Annotated in this window: 11 protein-coding genes and 1 tRNA gene; 7 read left to right on the forward strand and 5 right to left on the reverse strand. The window is 63.5% G+C overall.

The features are described 5' to 3' along the window. Positions 1-182: 182 nt before the first annotated feature. The 5 genes from moaA to HFP57_RS03840 all read left to right on the forward strand — a co-directional run bounded on the left by moaA (position 183) and on the right by HFP57_RS03840 (position 4,116). Complete coding sequence (gene moaA / locus HFP57_RS03820) at positions 183-1,202, forward strand: GTP 3',8-cyclase MoaA (protein WP_176868556.1); 1,020 nt, start codon at positions 183-185, stop codon at positions 1,200-1,202. Further along, positions 1,199-1,975 (forward strand): NAD kinase, encoded by a 777-nt coding sequence (locus HFP57_RS03825; protein WP_176868557.1) that lies wholly within the window; start codon positions 1,199-1,201, stop codon positions 1,973-1,975. Before moaA ends, HFP57_RS03825 begins: the two co-directional genes overlap by 4 nt. Positions 1,976-2,061: 86 nt before the next feature. Further along, positions 2,062-2,136 (forward strand) — tRNA-Asn (locus tag HFP57_RS03830). Between the two features lie 219 nt (positions 2,137-2,355). Then, positions 2,356-3,372: an Acg family FMN-binding oxidoreductase gene (locus tag HFP57_RS03835; protein WP_218135068.1), complete on the forward strand. Its 1,017-nt coding sequence runs from the start codon at positions 2,356-2,358 to the stop codon at positions 3,370-3,372. 27 nt (positions 3,373-3,399) lie between these two features. Next, positions 3,400-4,116 (forward strand): VOC family protein, encoded by a 717-nt coding sequence (locus HFP57_RS03840; RefSeq protein WP_176868558.1) that lies wholly within the window; start codon positions 3,400-3,402, stop codon positions 4,114-4,116. A 28-nt stretch (positions 4,117-4,144) separates the two neighbouring features. Here HFP57_RS03840 and HFP57_RS03845 read toward each other — a convergent pair whose 3' ends face one another. The 3 genes from HFP57_RS03845 to HFP57_RS03855 form a co-directional block, all read right to left on the reverse strand. Next, a complete protein-coding gene (locus tag HFP57_RS03845) occupies positions 4,145-5,923 on the reverse strand; it encodes an adenylate/guanylate cyclase domain-containing protein (RefSeq protein WP_176868559.1) in 1,779 nt (592 codons plus the stop codon). 49 nt (positions 5,924-5,972) lie between these two features. Next, positions 5,973-8,714 carry a preprotein translocase subunit SecA gene (secA, locus tag HFP57_RS03850; RefSeq protein WP_176868560.1) on the reverse strand — a complete coding sequence of 914 codons (2,742 nt, stop codon included), beginning with the start codon at positions 8,712-8,714 and terminating at the stop codon, positions 5,973-5,975. A gap of 103 nt (positions 8,715-8,817) precedes the next feature. Next, entirely contained in the window at positions 8,818-9,486 is a 669-nt protein-coding gene (locus tag HFP57_RS03855; protein WP_176868561.1) for an energy transducer TonB, read from the reverse strand. 118 nt (positions 9,487-9,604) lie between these two features. Between HFP57_RS03855 and argJ the strand changes: the two genes are divergently transcribed. After that, positions 9,605-10,819, forward strand: coding sequence for a bifunctional glutamate N-acetyltransferase/amino-acid acetyltransferase ArgJ (gene argJ / locus HFP57_RS03860; protein WP_425500735.1), 1,215 nt, complete (start codon positions 9,605-9,607; stop codon positions 10,817-10,819). Next, positions 10,816-11,616, forward strand: a complete 801-nt coding sequence (locus tag HFP57_RS03865; RefSeq protein ID WP_176868563.1) for an inositol monophosphatase family protein — start codon at positions 10,816-10,818, stop codon at positions 11,614-11,616. Before argJ ends, HFP57_RS03865 begins: the two co-directional genes overlap by 4 nt. Here HFP57_RS03865 and trxA read toward each other — a convergent pair whose 3' ends face one another. After that, on the reverse strand, positions 11,617-11,943 hold the full coding sequence (gene trxA, locus HFP57_RS03870) for a thioredoxin TrxA (protein WP_176868564.1): 327 nt from the start codon (positions 11,941-11,943) through the stop codon (positions 11,617-11,619). Between the two features lie 53 nt (positions 11,944-11,996). Next, a complete protein-coding gene (addA, locus tag HFP57_RS03875; protein WP_176868565.1) occupies positions 11,997-15,476 on the reverse strand; it encodes a double-strand break repair helicase AddA in 3,480 nt (1,159 codons plus the stop codon). Positions 15,477-15,493 lie beyond the last annotated feature (17 nt).

The raw sequence follows: 15,493 nt of genomic DNA on the forward strand, positions 1-15,493 counted from the left end.
TCTCTGACGAAACGATAGCAGAAAGAGCGGATTTCCGGTCGAGGATGCGAATGGCGCTATGATCTTGGCTCCGCTGCGGCAATACCGGGCATATTTCGGCGATACCTTAGAGCGCGACCCGCCCTGCGCAATGTTCCGATCCACACTTGCCCCTGCCACCGCCCCGTTTTAGGGCATGTCCCATGGCCTCAGACGCTCCGACGCAGGCACCACCGCTTACCGACGCCCATGGCCGCCGGATCAGCTATTTGCGTATATCGGTCACCGATCGCTGCGATCTGAGATGCCGTTACTGCATGTCGGAGAAGATGCAGTTCCTGCCGCGCCGCGATATCCTCTCGTTCGAGGAAATCGATGCGATCGCCGGGGCCTTTGTCGAGCGCGGCGTTCGCAAGATCAGGCTGACCGGCGGCGAACCGCTGGTCCGCGGCGGAGTCATGGATCTGGTCCGCATGCTCGGCCGCCATCGTGAGAACGGTGATCTCGACGAACTGACGATGACGACCAATGCGACGCGGCTCGCCGAACATGCGGAAGCGCTGGTCGATGCGGGTGTGCGGCGCGTCAATGTCAGTCTCGATACGCGCGATCCGGAAACCTTCCGCTATATCACGCGATGGGGCGAGATCGGCCGCACTCTGGACGGCATCGCCGCCGCCAAGGCCGCGGGCTTGCGCGTCAAGATCAACATGGTGGGCCTCAAGGGCCTCAACGACCGCGAAATCGTGCCGATGATGCGCTGGTGCGCGGACGAGGGCCATGATCTGACCCTGATCGAGACCATGCCGCTCGGCCAGATCGACGATGACCGGCATGACCGCTATCTGCCGCTCGACGCCGTGCAGCGCGATCTCGAGGACCGTTTCACGCTGGTTCCGCTGATGGAGCGGACCGGCGGGCCGGCCCGCTACTGGAATGTCGGGGAACTGGGCCTCAAACTGGGCCTCATCACGCCGCTGACCAACAATTTCTGCGCCGGCTGCAACCGCGTCCGGATCACGGTTTCGGGCAAGATCTATATGTGCCTCGGCCATGACGATCACCTCGATCTCAAAACCGCGTTGCGCGAAGGCGGGCGCGAGGCGCTCGACCGGGTTTTGGACCAGGCGATGATCCTCAAACCGCTCGCGCATGATTTCGCGATCCGCGCGGACAATGCCGAACCGGCCGTCTCCCGCCATATGAGCGTGACCGGGGGATGACGATCGACCGGAAATACGCCCTTGTCGCATCGCCAACCGAAGAGGCCCAGGAGGCCGAGGCGCTGCTCCGCGAACATCATGACTTCGTCGATCTCAAGGACGCGGAGGGCGTTATCGCGCTCGGCGGCGACGGTTTCATGCTGCAAACGCTTCACCAGATGCTGGCCGAGCATCGCATCAAGCCGGTGTTCGGCATGAATCTCGGCACGGTCGGCTTCCTGATGAACGAATGGCGGCCCGTTGGGCTCGAGAAGCGGCTGGCCCAGGCGAAAACCTTCACCGTCACTCCGCTGCGCATGGACGCAGTCACGGTCGACGGCGATACGGTGTCGAGCCCGGCGATCAACGAGGTCTCGCTCCTCCGCGAAACCCGGCAGACCGCGAAGCTCGAGGTCAAGGCGGGCGGCAATGTCGTGATCGACGAGCTGGTGTGCGACGGGGTCATTGTCGCAACGCCAGCAGGTTCGACGGCCTATAACCTTTCCGCGCGCGGCCCGATTCTGCCGATGGGATCGAACATGCTCGCACTGACGCCGATCAGCCCCTTCCGGCCGAGGCGCTGGCGCGGAGCCATCCTGCCCGATACGACGCGCATCGCGTTCCGCGTGCTGGAGCCGCTGAAACGGCCCGTCAGCGCGGTCGCCGACCAGCGCGAAGTGCGGGACGTGGCGACAGTCGACGTGCATCTCGATACCAGCCTGACGCTCTCGCTGATGTTCGACCCCGAACATGCGCTCGACGAACGTATCGCGCGCGAACAATTCATCGTCTGAGACGCTTGCATCGCCCCATGAAGCGTTGCTATAGGCCCCCGTCTGCAAGGCGATCCCGAGAATCGCCGGGCAGTTTTCAAGGGCATTCCCCGGTAGCTCAGCGGTAGAGCAATCGGCTGTTAACCGATCGGTCGTCTGTTCGAATCAGACCCGGGGAGCCACTTTCAGCAGCTTTTCATCGAAACGCGGCCGGCCGGCTGTCGCGAGGCTTGATGCCGATCAAGCTTTTCGCGTGAAACCGGCGGTACGATTTTTTTCAGCCTCGCATCGAACGCCGTCGCGAGGCTTGGGAGTCGATGATGGTCAACCGGCGCCGTTTCATTGCTGCCTCGTCCGCCGCGGCGCTTTCGACATCACTGTCGGGATGTGCGGGAGGCGGCATGCGAGGGTATGACCGGGCCGCCGCCGAACTGAGATCGGCACTACCACCAAACCCCGAGATTCTGGACTTCATCCGCTTCGCCACATTGGCCGCCAACGGCCATAATGTGCAGCCATGGCGTTTTGCGGTCCGCGGCGGCCGCACGTCCATACTACCCGATCTTGGCCGGCGGACCGCGGCCGTCGATCCGGACGATCATCACCTTTATGCGAGCCTGGGATGCGCCGCCGAAAATTTCCTCATCGCCGCAGCGGCGTCGGGACGCCCTGGAGCGATGGATATCGCGACCGGGGGCGACGGCCGGATCGATATCGATCTCGCGCGGGGCGCCCGGCAGGAAAACGCGCTGTTCGATGCCATCAGGGAACGTCAATCGACACGGTCCGACTTCGATGGAAGGCTGGTCCCCCGGGACGACATCAGGCAACTTGTAAATGCTGCGCGGATCGACGGTGTTGCCGTGGAAATCTTCACGAGCGACGAGGATCGCGAAGCCATACTCGATCACGTGATCGCCGGAAATTCTGCACAGATGGACGATCCGGCCTTTGTCCGGGAACTCAGGGACTCGATCCGTTTCAACGCCGCCGAAGCGCTTTATGCCCGCGATGGCCTGTTCTCGGCCTGTTCGGGCAATCTCACCATGTCTGGCTGGCTCGGCCGGCGTCTGTTCGCCATGCTCTACCGCAAGAGTGCCGAGAACGACAGATATGCCAGCCAGTTGAGAACCTCAGCCGGCGTCGCCGTATTTGTTGGCGAGCGCCCGGATATCGCCAGCTGGATCGACGTCGGCCGCAGCTTCCAGCGATTTGCGCTCCAGGCGACAGCGTTGCGCATTCGGCACTCCCACATCAATCAACCGGTCGAGGTGCCATCGGTCCGTGCGGATTTCGCGCAATGGCTCGGCAATCGAGATGCGCGCCCCGATCTGGTCATCCGTTTCGGATACGCGCCCCCGCTGCCGATGTCGCTGCGGCGACCTGTTGCCGATGTGCTGATCGCCGACACTGCCTGATTCAAAAGATATGGGAGAAAAAGGCGGATGAACGCTGAAGACACGCGCCATCGCATCGTCTGGCACGATCTCGTGACGGGCGCCGTACCGGCGGCAATGCGCTTCTATGAAGACCTGCTCGGGTGGGAATATCTGATCGAGCACAGCACAGACTTTGTCTGGCGGTCGGGCGAAGCCGATTACCCGCTGATCATGGCGGATCACGAGGCCCATGGCGGGTTCGTCAACCCCGGCATCGAGACACCGTCCTATTGGTTGCCCTTCGTGACGGTGGATGAAGTGGACGCCGCGGTCGAGAGGGCGACGGGGCTCGGCGGGACGATAGAGCGCGCGCCATTCGACATTCCCGGCGTGGGGCGCAGCGCCGTCTTGCACGACCCTGACGGCGCCGCCATATGCCCGTTCGTTCCGTCGCACGGCTATCCGCAACCGAAAGGCCTGTTTACGCGCGACCAGTTGTTCGGGCCGGCGAGTCCCGATACGGCCAAATTCTACGCAGGCCTTTTCGGCTGGGAAATGGCCGAGCGCCGCGGCCACACAGCCCTCGCGACCGCTGCCGATTCCAGCGGCGCGTCCGGTTGGATACCCTGGATAGCGACGGCCGATATCGACACTGCGATGAGCGACGCGCGGTCGCTGGACTGCGAGATACTGCTTGACAGCACCCATGTTGAGGGGACGGGCCATCTCGCGATGATCCGGGCCGCCATCGGCGGAGTATTTTGCCTGCACGAAACCGGTTGAGCCATCGCCCCGGGGGCGTTCGACCTCGTCAGGCCGCCTCGCCGCTGTCGCGCGGACTCAGCTTGTACATTGCGAGTTCCCCATAATCCTTGGCGAGCTGGACCCGGCCGACATAATGGGTGCCGAACCGCTGCTCGGTTTCCAGCGCCAGGATCGCGGCGAAGGCTTCGGTCGCATAGACCTCGCCGGTCGGCGTGACCGGCTCGATCCGCGCGGTGCGCGTCACTTCGGTCCCGAAAAAGCTCGTCCGCATCGTTACGGCATCATGCCCCCGATAGATCGGGCCATGATGCAGCCCGATCCGCATGCCGCAATTGCTGCCGGCACAGTCGCGCAGCAGTTCGGGCACGTCGTTTACCTGCCGCTGGAGCTTGAGCACGATCTCGGCCGCATCGATCGGCGTCGCGATCACAGCATAGAGCGCATCGCCCCAGCTGTTCCGGTAGAGCACCTTGTCGCCATATTCGTCGAGCACGGCACCGGCCCTGCCGAGAATCTCGCTGGTAAAGAGCGGCAGTGCGGCTTCGGACAGCTTCGAAAAGCCGGCGAAATCCGCGAAGATCATCGAATGGGCGACCCGCGTCACTCCTTCGGGCATGGCGATATCCGGAGGCCGATCGAGTTTGCGATCGATCGCGCCCGGATCGATGATCTCGCTGTGATGGCCGAGCCGTTGCCAGATGCCGACATCGCTGTTGGTGCCGGCCGGAAGCGAGTTGTTCTCCTTTTGCGCAATCGCGAGCTGAACGGCGCTCGTGCGCAAATGCCGCGCACGCATACGGGCCAGCCCCATCGCGACGGCCGATCCATAGCTGAACATGTTCGGATCGCCGATATAGCCCATATCGGTCGCATAGCTGACCCGCGCCGCGCGTTCGAGACAATGGTCGAACCGTTCGACCCAGGCCTCGCCGCCGGGCCGCACCGACTGGGTGACGAAATCCTCGCGCTCGAAGGGCAGCACGACATGGAGTTCCAGGCCGCGCCGCAAGATCGCCTCCGCAACAATAATGTCGGCGCCGCAGGCCAGCGCGCCATAGGCCGTATCGGGATTCAACGCGTCGAGCGCCGCCTCGATTTTCTCCGCGAGCGCCGCTTCCGCCGCCGCGTCGGCCACGAACATATGGCCCGTATAGACCAGAACCGGCGAGGGCCGGAGCGCTTCGAGCAGCGGCGCGATCGTCTCGGCCATGTCGGGAGCGACCTTGGCGATCAGCATCATCTGGCGGAATGTCGACGCCTTGGATCCGACACTGGCATCGGACCAGCTGACCGCATCGGCGATCGCGGCATAGGCCTCGCTCGCACGGCCCAGCAGCACGTTCGCCTCGGCGGCCGTGGCGGTCGCATAGAAACCGCTGGGCTTCGCAACGGCCGGGTCTTCCAATATCTTGTGCGCCAGTTCTTCCGCGCACGGACGGTCTCCGGCGAGCAGCGCCGTCGTCGCCGCATTGATGCCGGTATAATAGCTGGGCCGGTTTTCGTAGACGGCGCGATAGGCCTTGCTGGCCTCGGCAAACAACGCCGCGCGCTCATCATCATCGGCCTTTTCGGCCAGGTCCTTTTTCAGCCGCCCCCAGAGCGCCAATATGTCGTCGTCATCGATCGCGCCGAGCCCGGCCTGCTCGTAGAAATCGAGCGCCATGTTCGTGTCGCCCATGCGCGCAAGGGCGAGGGTGGCGATATAGGCGAGCCGCGGGGTTTCGATCCCCTCCTCGCGCGCCGACATCGCGATGTCATAGGCTTCGAGATTGTCGCCGCGCGACAGCGCATCGTCTGCAAGGACGACCGGGTCTGCGGCCGCCATCACCGCCGCGGCCGCGCCGACGGCACAACCCGGCAGGTCATGCTAGCCGCTATCTCAGCGCCCCGTGGCAATGTTTGAACTTCCGGCCCGACCCGCACGGGCATGGCGCATTGCGGCTCACCTTGCCCTGCCATTCGTCCGCGTTGCCGGCCGCCATTTCGTCGAGGCGCGGCGCAGCGGATTGGCGCGGCGGCAGTTTCGTCGTGACGAGACCGAGATCGCCGCCGTCGATATCGGCGCTGTTATCCTCGCCGGTCAGCGGATCGATATGGGTCGTGATGAAGTCGGGCAGCTCCGGCAAGGGCGGCGGCTCGGCCCGGGTAAAGGTCGCGAAGGCCAGCGTTTTCGTCACTTCCTCGCGGATATTGACCAGCATCTGCTGGAACATCGCAAAGGCTTCGCGCTTATACTCGTCGATCGGCTTCTTCTGGGCATAGGAACGCAGGTTCACGACCTGGCGCAGCGCGTCGAGCGTCGAGAGATGCTCCTTCCACTGCACATCGAGATTCTGGAGGAGGATGCTCTTTTCGACCCCCACCCAGTCCTCGGCCGGGATATCCTTCGATTTTTCCTCGACCTGCCGGTCGGCGAGTTCGAGCAGCCGTTCCTCGAGCAAATCCGGAGCGACCTCGTCCTCCTTCATCCAATCGTCGATCGTCGGCTGGAGCCCGAGAACCTCGTCGACCTGTTTCTTGAGGCCATCGACATCCCATTGTTCGGGATAGGTACCGTGCGGGCAATGGTCGGCCACGATACCGTTGACCGTTTCCTGCCGCATGTCGACGACGATATCGTCGACACCCTCGGCATCCATGATGTCGCCGCGCTGCTCGTAGATGACCTTGCGCTGGTCATTCATGACATCGTCATATTCGACGACCTGCTTGCGGATATCATAGTTGCGCGCCTCGACCTTCTTCTGCGCCGTCTCGATCGCCTTGGCGACCCAGGGGCTGACGATCGCCTCGCCCTCTTCCAGGTTGCTGCGGACCATCTTGGCGAACATCGTCTGCGGCCCGAAAATACGCAAAAGATCGTCGTCGAGCGACAGATAGAATCGGGACAGGCCCGGATCGCCCTGGCGCCCCGAACGGCCGCGCAGCTGGTTGTCGATGCGGCGGCTCTCATGCCGCTCCGTGGCCAGCACGAACAGGCCGCCGGCTTCCTTCACCTTTTCCTTTTCCGCCGCGACTTCGGCCTTGATCTGCTCGATCGCCTTGTCGCGTTCTGGCCCGTCCGGCATATCGGCCAGCTCGTCGCCGATGCGAAACTCGACATTGCCGCCGAGCTGGATGTCGGTGCCGCGACCGGCCATGTTGGTGGCGATCGTCACCGCGCCGATACGCCCCGCCTGCGCCACGATATGCGCCTCGCGCTCATGCTGCCGTGCATTGAGGACGGCATGCTCGACCTTTTCCTTGTTGAGGAATTCGGACAGCAATTCGGACTTCTCGATCGAAACCGTGCCGACCAGCACCGGCTGGCCTTTTTTGCTCGCTTCGCCGATCGCCTTGGCGATCGCCGCGAACTTGTCCATCTCGTCCTTGTAGAATTCGTCGGTATCGTCGATCCGCTGGATCGGCTTGTTGGTCGGGATGACCGTCACGTTCATCTTGTAGATGTCGAAAAATTCGGGCGCTTCGGTCAGCGCGGTACCCGTCATGCCCGCGAGCTTCGGATACATGCGGAAATAATTCTGGAAGGTGATCGACGCCAAGGTCTGGTTTTCCGGCTTGATCGGCACGCCTTCCTTGGCCTCGACCGCTTGGTGGAGACCGTCGGACCAGCGGCGACCTTCCATCATCCGCCCGGTAAATTCGTCGATGATGATGATCTCGTCATCCTTGACCAGATAATCCTTGTCGCGCTTCTGCAGCGTGTTGGCGCGCAGCGCCTGTTGCAGGTGGTGAACGACCAGCGTGTTCTCGTAATCGTAGAGATTGGCGCCTTCAAGCAGGCCGGCTTCCTCGAGCATGCGCTCGGCCTTTTCGGTGCCGTCTTCAGTGAGCGTAACCGCGCGCTGCTTCTCGTCGAGCTCGTAATCCTCCTCGTCGAACTGCTTCACGACCGCATCGACGCCCATATAGAGTTCCGACTTGTCCTCGGTGGGCCCGGAAATGATCAGCGGCGTCCGCGCCTCGTCGATCAGGATCGAGTCGACCTCGTCGACAATCGCGAAGTTGAACGGCCGGTGGACCATCTGCGCGCGCGTATATTTCATATTGTCGCGCAGATAATCGAACCCGAATTCGTTGTTCGTGCCGTAGGTGATATCGGCCGCATAGGCCGCGCGGCGCTCCTCTTCCGGCAGGTTCGGAACGATCACGCCGACCTCGAGACCGAGGAAGCGGTAGACCTCGCCCATCCATTCGGCGTCGCGCCGGGCCAGATAGTCGTTGACCGTCACGACATGGACACCCTTGCCCTCGAGCGCGTTCAGATAGACGGGCAAGGTCGCGACCAGCGTCTTGCCCTCGCCGGTCGCCATCTCCGCGATTTCGCCGCGATGGAGCACGATACCGCCGAGCATCTGCACGTCGTAATGGCGCTGACCCAATGTCCGCATCGCCGCCTCGCGTACCGTCGCAAAGGCTTCGGGCAGGATATCGTCGAGCGTTTCGCCGCCGGCAAACCGTTCCTTGAGTTTGGGCGTCTGCGCCTTGAGCTGATCGTCGTTCAGCGCCTGGATTTCCGGCTCCAGCGCATTGATCTGCGCGACGATTTTGTCGAGTTTCTTGAGATACCGATCGTTGCTCGATCCGAATAGTGATTTGGCAATGCCGCCAAACATGGGCGTTCCTGACGTTTATTGTGTTGGGGCGGCCATCGAAAACGGCCCGAAATCCCCTAAAAACCTAGGCGCGCGATGTAGGGATCGGTGGGAGGATAGTCAATTATTGCCCCGCTTCGCTCTCTGGGATTTCCTCGATCGTCGTGCTGAAGCGTATTCGGGCTCGCCTTGAAACCGGATTGCCATCATCGTCCGTATAAGGCGTTACCTGAAATCCTGAATATTCATATTGTTGGCAGAATTGGTTCTGTATCGTCTCCGCCAATCCATTCGCAGGCTCAACCGCGATAAGCTCGCAGCCTGCGACCGTTCCATCCGCAGCGAAATCGACGACAAACTCGGCCAGGTTCGCCGACGGCCTCATGCTCAGCGATAGGTCTTCATTACCACCGCCCGATCGCGATGGAATCTCCCATCTCACAGAACTGGAATATGATCCTTCGGTTGGGTTCCCATCCGCATCTCTCGCCGGTCTAAACCGTGCCCGAAAAGTGAGCGCTCCGCATGTTTGTTCATCGAGAAGTTCAGAGCCTGTGGACGAGGTAATCGTGCATTCTTTCACCTTGCCATCAACGCCGATCCGCAAACGAAAACTCGCTATCCCTTCTTCCTCAAGCCTAAGTGCCATAGGCGGATAATCGGCGGTGGTGATCCAGGATCCGGGATTGCCTAACGGCATGGCTGGCGATGGCTCTGCCTGAGCCAATGCCGGGCTGGTCCATGCACTGTTGGCGGCCAACGCAATGGCCATACCGATCGAGAAATTCTTCATGGTTGACGCCAGTTCAAAGCTGCTTTCCCAAAAACCTCGTTAAAGTCCTGCAGACAAACCGACAACTTTTCAGTTTCTCTATGCAGCGAGTAAGGTTAGTCGGGCGGTCATGACCGAAATGGACACCATTGGTATCGGCTTTCCAGATATGTCTGCGCTTGAGGGTATGCAGATCCGCGTTTCGCGCGCGGAATATAAGGATTGGGATCGCCATGACCTCACTTTCATCAAGTTAGAGGGAAACACCACCGTCGCTGGTGTGACGACACGTTCAAAATGTCCGTCCCCGGAAATCGAATGGTGCCGCGACGCGCTGGCGCACGGCGAGGCGCGCGCACTCGTCGTCAATGCGGGAAACGCGAACGCCTTTACGGGCAATCGGGGCCGCGCCGCGGTCGAGGCGATCGCGGCGAAAGCAGCGGCGCATCTCGATTGCGCGCCGCACGAGATATTCATTGCCTCGACCGGGGTAATCGGCGAGCCGTTGCCCATCGACAAGGCGGAAGCCGGGATCGAGGCCGCGTTCTCGGCCGACGAAGCCAGCTGGGAGGATGCGGCGCGGGCCATCGGCACGACCGACACCTTTCCGAAAGGCGCGACAGCCAGCGCCGTGATCGGCGATACGACTGTCCAGATCAGCGGCATCGTCAAGGGATCGGGCATGATCGCGCCCGACATGGCGACGATGCTCGGTTTCCTTTTTACCGATGCGGCGATCGACGCCGCTTTCCTGCAGGAGATGCTGAACCGCGCCGTCGCGAAAACCTTCAACTGCATCACGGTCGACAGCGACACGTCGACATCGGACACGGTGCTGATGTTCGCAACGGGCCAGGCCGGCAACGCTCCGCTCGCCGGACCCGACGACCTGGGCGCAGACGCCTTTGTCGCCGCGCTGGAGGCCGTCTGCCTCGGCCTCGCCCAGCTCGTCGTGCGCGACGGCGAAGGCGCGACCAAATTCATCGAGATCGCTGTGGAGGGCGCGGAAAGCGACGCGAGCGCCCGGCGCATCGCGCTCTCGGTCGCCAATTCGCCGCTCGTGAAAACCGCGATCGCCGGCGAAGATGCCAATTGGGGCCGGGTCGTGATGGCCGTCGGCAAGGCGGGCGAACCGGCCGACCGGGACCGGCTCTCGATCCGCTTCGGCGCGACGCAGGTGGCCGAAAACGGTCTCGCGGTCGAAGGGTATGACGAAGCGCCCGTCGCCGCGCACCTGACGGGCGACGAGATCGAGATAGGCATCGATGTGGGGATCGGCGAGGGCCGGGCCACGGTTTGGACCTGCGATCTCACCCATGGCTATATCACGATCAACGCCGACTACCGGACATGAGCGCCCATCGTTTTCACGCGCCGGTTTCCGCCCTGTTGCGCGAAACCGCCGAGACCATCGTCATGCCGCGCTTTCAAGCTTTGGCGGCGCACGAAATCGCCGAGAAATCGCCCGGCGACATCGTCACGGTCGCCGATCACGAGAGCGAGGAGCGGTTGTCCGCGGCGCTGGCGGCGATCTGCCCGGAAGCCCGGATCGTCGGCGAGGAAGCCGCCGTCGAAAATCCCGCGATGCTCGACGAGCTCGGCGAAGGGATGGTCTGGCTCGTCGACCCGCTCGACGGCACGACCAATTTTTCCGAAGGCGTGACGCCGTTCGCGATCATGGTCGCGCTGCTCGTCGATGGCGAAACCGAAGCGGGCTGGATTTACGATCCGGTAGCGCGGCGCATGTGCCACGCCCATCGCGGCAACGGCGCCTTTGTCGACGGCAGGAGCATCCGCGCCCGACCGACCGGCGAGCCCCGGCCGATCGCCGCGCTCGGCGTGCATTTCCTGTCGGAAGACGAACGCGCCGGCCTTGAGCGCCGCGCGGGCGGAAAACTGCGGATCGTCGCGATTCCGCGCTGCGCCGGCGAACAATATCCGCGGCTCGCACTCGGCGAAAACGACATGACGCTGTTTGCCCGCTCCTGGCCCTATGACCATGCGCCGGGCGCGCTATTGCTGGCCGAAGCGGGGGGCAAGACCGCCTGGCCGGACGGCACGCTCTACACGCCAACGAAAAGGCGGCCGGGATTGCTCTCGGCCGCCACGCCGCAGCTCTGGGATCAGGCCGCGGAAATCCTGTTCGGTTAGTTATGCAGCGACCGCGCTCTCGATCCACTGCTTGAGCTGCATCTTCGGCGCCGCCCCGACCTTTTCCGCGTGCTTTTCGCCGCCCTTGAAGATCAGCATGGTCGGAATGCTGCGCACGCCATATTTGGCGGCGGCTTCCGGATTTTCGTCGATATTGATCTTGGCGATCGTCACCTGGTCGGACATTTCATCCGACAGTTCCTCGAGCGCCGGGCCGATCATCTTGCACGGGCCGCACCATTCGGCCCAGAAATCGACGAGGACGGGGCCATCGGCGTTGAGGACATCCTGTTCGAAACTTCCATCGGTTACCGGCTTGGTTGTCATGATCTTAATCTCCTTATCGGTTACTCGTCATGTAGAGTGCCCCCTGCCCCGGCTCAACCGCTCGGCGACAAACTTTGCTCTGCGCGGGGCAAGCCGGGCTTGTTCGCTGCAACATCCTGATCCGACAGGGTAATCAGCCGCGGGCCAGAGGTGTAGAGGAGGCACGGCTCGATCCGGCGGCCGGGGAAAACCACCTCCAACGCCGCGGCATAGGCCGCCATCTGGCGCAGATGTCCCTCGGGAACCGTATCGATGCTGTCGGGCACCACGCGCCCCGTCTTGAAATCGACAACGCGGACGGCATCCTCGCCGACGAGCAGCCGGTCGACGGTGCCCGAGACGACGATGTCGCCGGCCACCGCCGCTATCGGCGCTTCGGCCAGCGCATCGGGGCCGAAAATATCGGCGAAAGCGGGGTCATCGATCACGGCGAGCGCATCGTCGGCCAGCCTTTCGCGCCGCGACGCATCGCCCAGTCCTGCCGATCGTTCGAGCCAGGCCAATGCCGCCGCCCGGCGCCGGGACGGCTCGACTTCGGGCAGCCGCTCGAACAGGGCGTGGAGCAGCAATCCGCGTTCCGCGGCCTCCAGCATCGCGGCATCGGGCGGCGGATCGGCGACGGTGTCCGCGCCGAGCGAGGACGGCGCGAGCGGCCGTGGTGGGCGTTCCTCCTGCGGCGCGGGCTGCTCCAGCCACTCGGGCTTTGCGAGATCGGCGACCACAGAGCGCCGGGAGGCCGCTGTGCGCGGCGAAGCTTTGGACACGGCAGCGCCATCGAACAGGCTAACGCCCTGCCAGAGATCGCTTTCCTGCCAGTCGCCGTCGAACCTGTCCATTGCGCGCTCGACCGCCGCGTACCAGCTGTCTTGCGGCGCGCCGTCCTTGTTCCGCGGCCCCAGCGATCCGCCGATCACCAGCTGCTCCTCGGCGCGGGTAAGCGCGACGTATAGCAGCCGCCAATGCTCCTCGCGATCGGCGGTCTTCTGGCGCTCTACGGCGTCGGCCAGCGCATCGACCTGTTCCGCCCGGCGCGGATGGGGCAGCGGGATGGCAGGGCGGTCGTCCGCGACCGAAAAATCGACGGTCCGGCTGCGCGCAAGGTCCGGATCGAAGGTCGCGTCGGCAAGGATCACAAGCGGCGCCTGCAGGCCTTTCGCGCCATGGACAGTCATCACGCGCACGGCATCGAGCGGCGCCGCCGGATCGCGCTTGATCTCGGCATCGCCGCGATCGAACCAGTCGAGGAAATGCTGGAGCGACGGCGGATTGTCGGCTTCGAACAGCAAGGCGGCGTTGAGCAGTTCCTCGATCGGATCGCGCGCTTCCTCGCCGAGCCGGGCGAGCAGCTTTTTCCGTCCATGGATGGGCCCGGAGAGGATCGATTCGAGCAGCTGATAAGGTGTGACAAAATCGGCTTGATCGAGTATTTCGTTTACAGCCAGACGCGTGTCGCCGAGCCCCGCAAATTCCTGATTCTCATTATCAATTTCATCGCGCAATGCGCTCCATAGACTAGATTTTCGATTTCTTGCGAGCCGATAAAGCTGATCCTGCGACCAGCCGATCAGTGGCGATACCAGCAGGTTCGCGAAATTGAGGTCGTCCTCGGGCTGGAGCGCGAAACGCAACGCGGCGAGCAGGTCCTGGATCGCCAGCGGATCTGTGAGCATCAGCCGGTCGACACCCGCGACCGGCACCCCCTCCTCGTGCAGCCGTGCGACGAGCAGCGAGGCGAGTTCGCCGCGGCTGCGCACGAGGATCAGCACGTCTTCGGGACGCAGCGCCCTGCCCTTGCTTGCAAGCCAGAGCTGGTCCGGCCCTTCGGCGAGCCAGTCCTTTACCTGTTTCGCCATCTTGCGGGCCAGCGCGAGCTTGGCGTCGGCGAGCCAGCCTTCCTCGCCCGGATCGGCATCGTCGACGGCCTCGCCGCGCACCGGCTTGAGCAGGGTCACCCGGCCCGGTCGCCCGCCATGCGCGCTGACATGGCTGCGCAGGCCGCCCGGCAGGCCGATCGCCGCGCCGCCGATCCCGTCCATCACCGCATCGACGAGTTCGAGGATCGGGGGCGACGATCGGTAGCTCTTGTCGAGACTGAGATCGCGCAGTTCCCGCTCGCGTTCCGCAATATGCGCGGCAAACGCCTGTTTCGCGTCTTCGAAGGCCTGCGGATTGGTGCCCTGGAACCCGAAAATCGCCTGTTTGAAATCGCCGACCGCGAAGATAGTCCGATGCGCGGCATCGGCGCTGTCGGGATCGGTTTCGAAGAACTCGGCGCTCAGCCCCTCGATGATCGACCATTGGGCGACGTTCGTATCCTGCGCCTCATCGACCAGGATATGGTCGATCGACCGGTCGAGCTTGTAGCGGACCCATTCGCCAATCCCCTCCTGACCGAGCAGAAAGCGGGTCAGGCGGATCATGTCGTCGAAATCTAGCACCCCCGCCCGGCGCTTGCCGATCGCATAATCCTCTGCAAACATCCGTCCCGCGCGCAACGCCGCCGCAGCAAAGTCGGCAAACTCCGCCTTGATACGTAGCGCGAGCAACCCCGCAACCGCAGCGTCCAGTTCTGTGCAAAGCTGCGCATATTCGGGATCGGAATCGAGCAGTTTTGCGCTGAACTTGCGCAAATCGCCCTGTTTCGTGGCCCAAATTCCGCGCAATTCGGGAAGCTGCAACGCCCGTGTTTCAGCATCTGCCGCCAGCCAACCCGCAAGCATATCGGCATTGGCGAGACCCGTTTTCGTGCCCCAATCGCGATTGGCGGCGGCAATCCTGCGTAGTGCCGCGATATCGAAAGCCTCGTCGGAACAGGCTTCGACGATCGCCGCGTCGATATCGCCCAGCGGAACGTCCAGCGCCCGCCTGAGCACGTCGCCGAACAGCTCGGTCGCGCCGAGCCCCACCATCGCCTCGAGCGAATGCGCGCAGCGCTGGAGAAAGCCCTCCGCGCCCTCCTCGCCCAGTCTCCGGCTGAGCTGCTGCACATCGGCGATCAGCGCGCCGTCGGCGCGCTCCTCGGCCGCGACGAGCATCGCGGCCAGCGTTTCGCGCATCAGCAGCGATTGCTCGCGCCCCTCGATCGGCCGAAAACCGGGCACGATCCGCGCCTCGGCCGGAAAGGCGGCGAGCAAGCTCTGGGCGAAGGCGTGGATCGTCTGGATCCTGAGGCCCCCGCCCGTCGCATCGAGCACCCGGGCGAAGAGTTGGCGGGCATACTCAACGGAGTCCGGATCGTGCGCCTCGCCCAGCGCTCTCAGCTCCGCGGCCAGCAATGGGCTTTTGAGGCGAACCCAATGGGCAAGGCGCGCATGAATGCGGTCCGCCATCTCCGCCGCACCGGCCTTGGTGAAGGTGAGGCAGAGGATCGAGGCGGGATCGACGCCCGAGAGCAGCAGCCGCATGACGCGCGCGGTGAGCACCTGCGTCTTGCCGGTGCCCGCGGAGGCGGAGAGCCAGGCCAATGCATCGGGATCGGACGCCGCGCGCTGTTCGCCGGTCAGCGGGTAAAGGGGCGAGAGACGTTTAGGCATCGCTATACTCCTCCCCT

This window comes from Parasphingopyxis algicola (assembly GCF_013378075.1).
GTDB lineage: Bacteria > Pseudomonadota > Alphaproteobacteria > Sphingomonadales > Sphingomonadaceae > Parasphingopyxis > Parasphingopyxis algicola.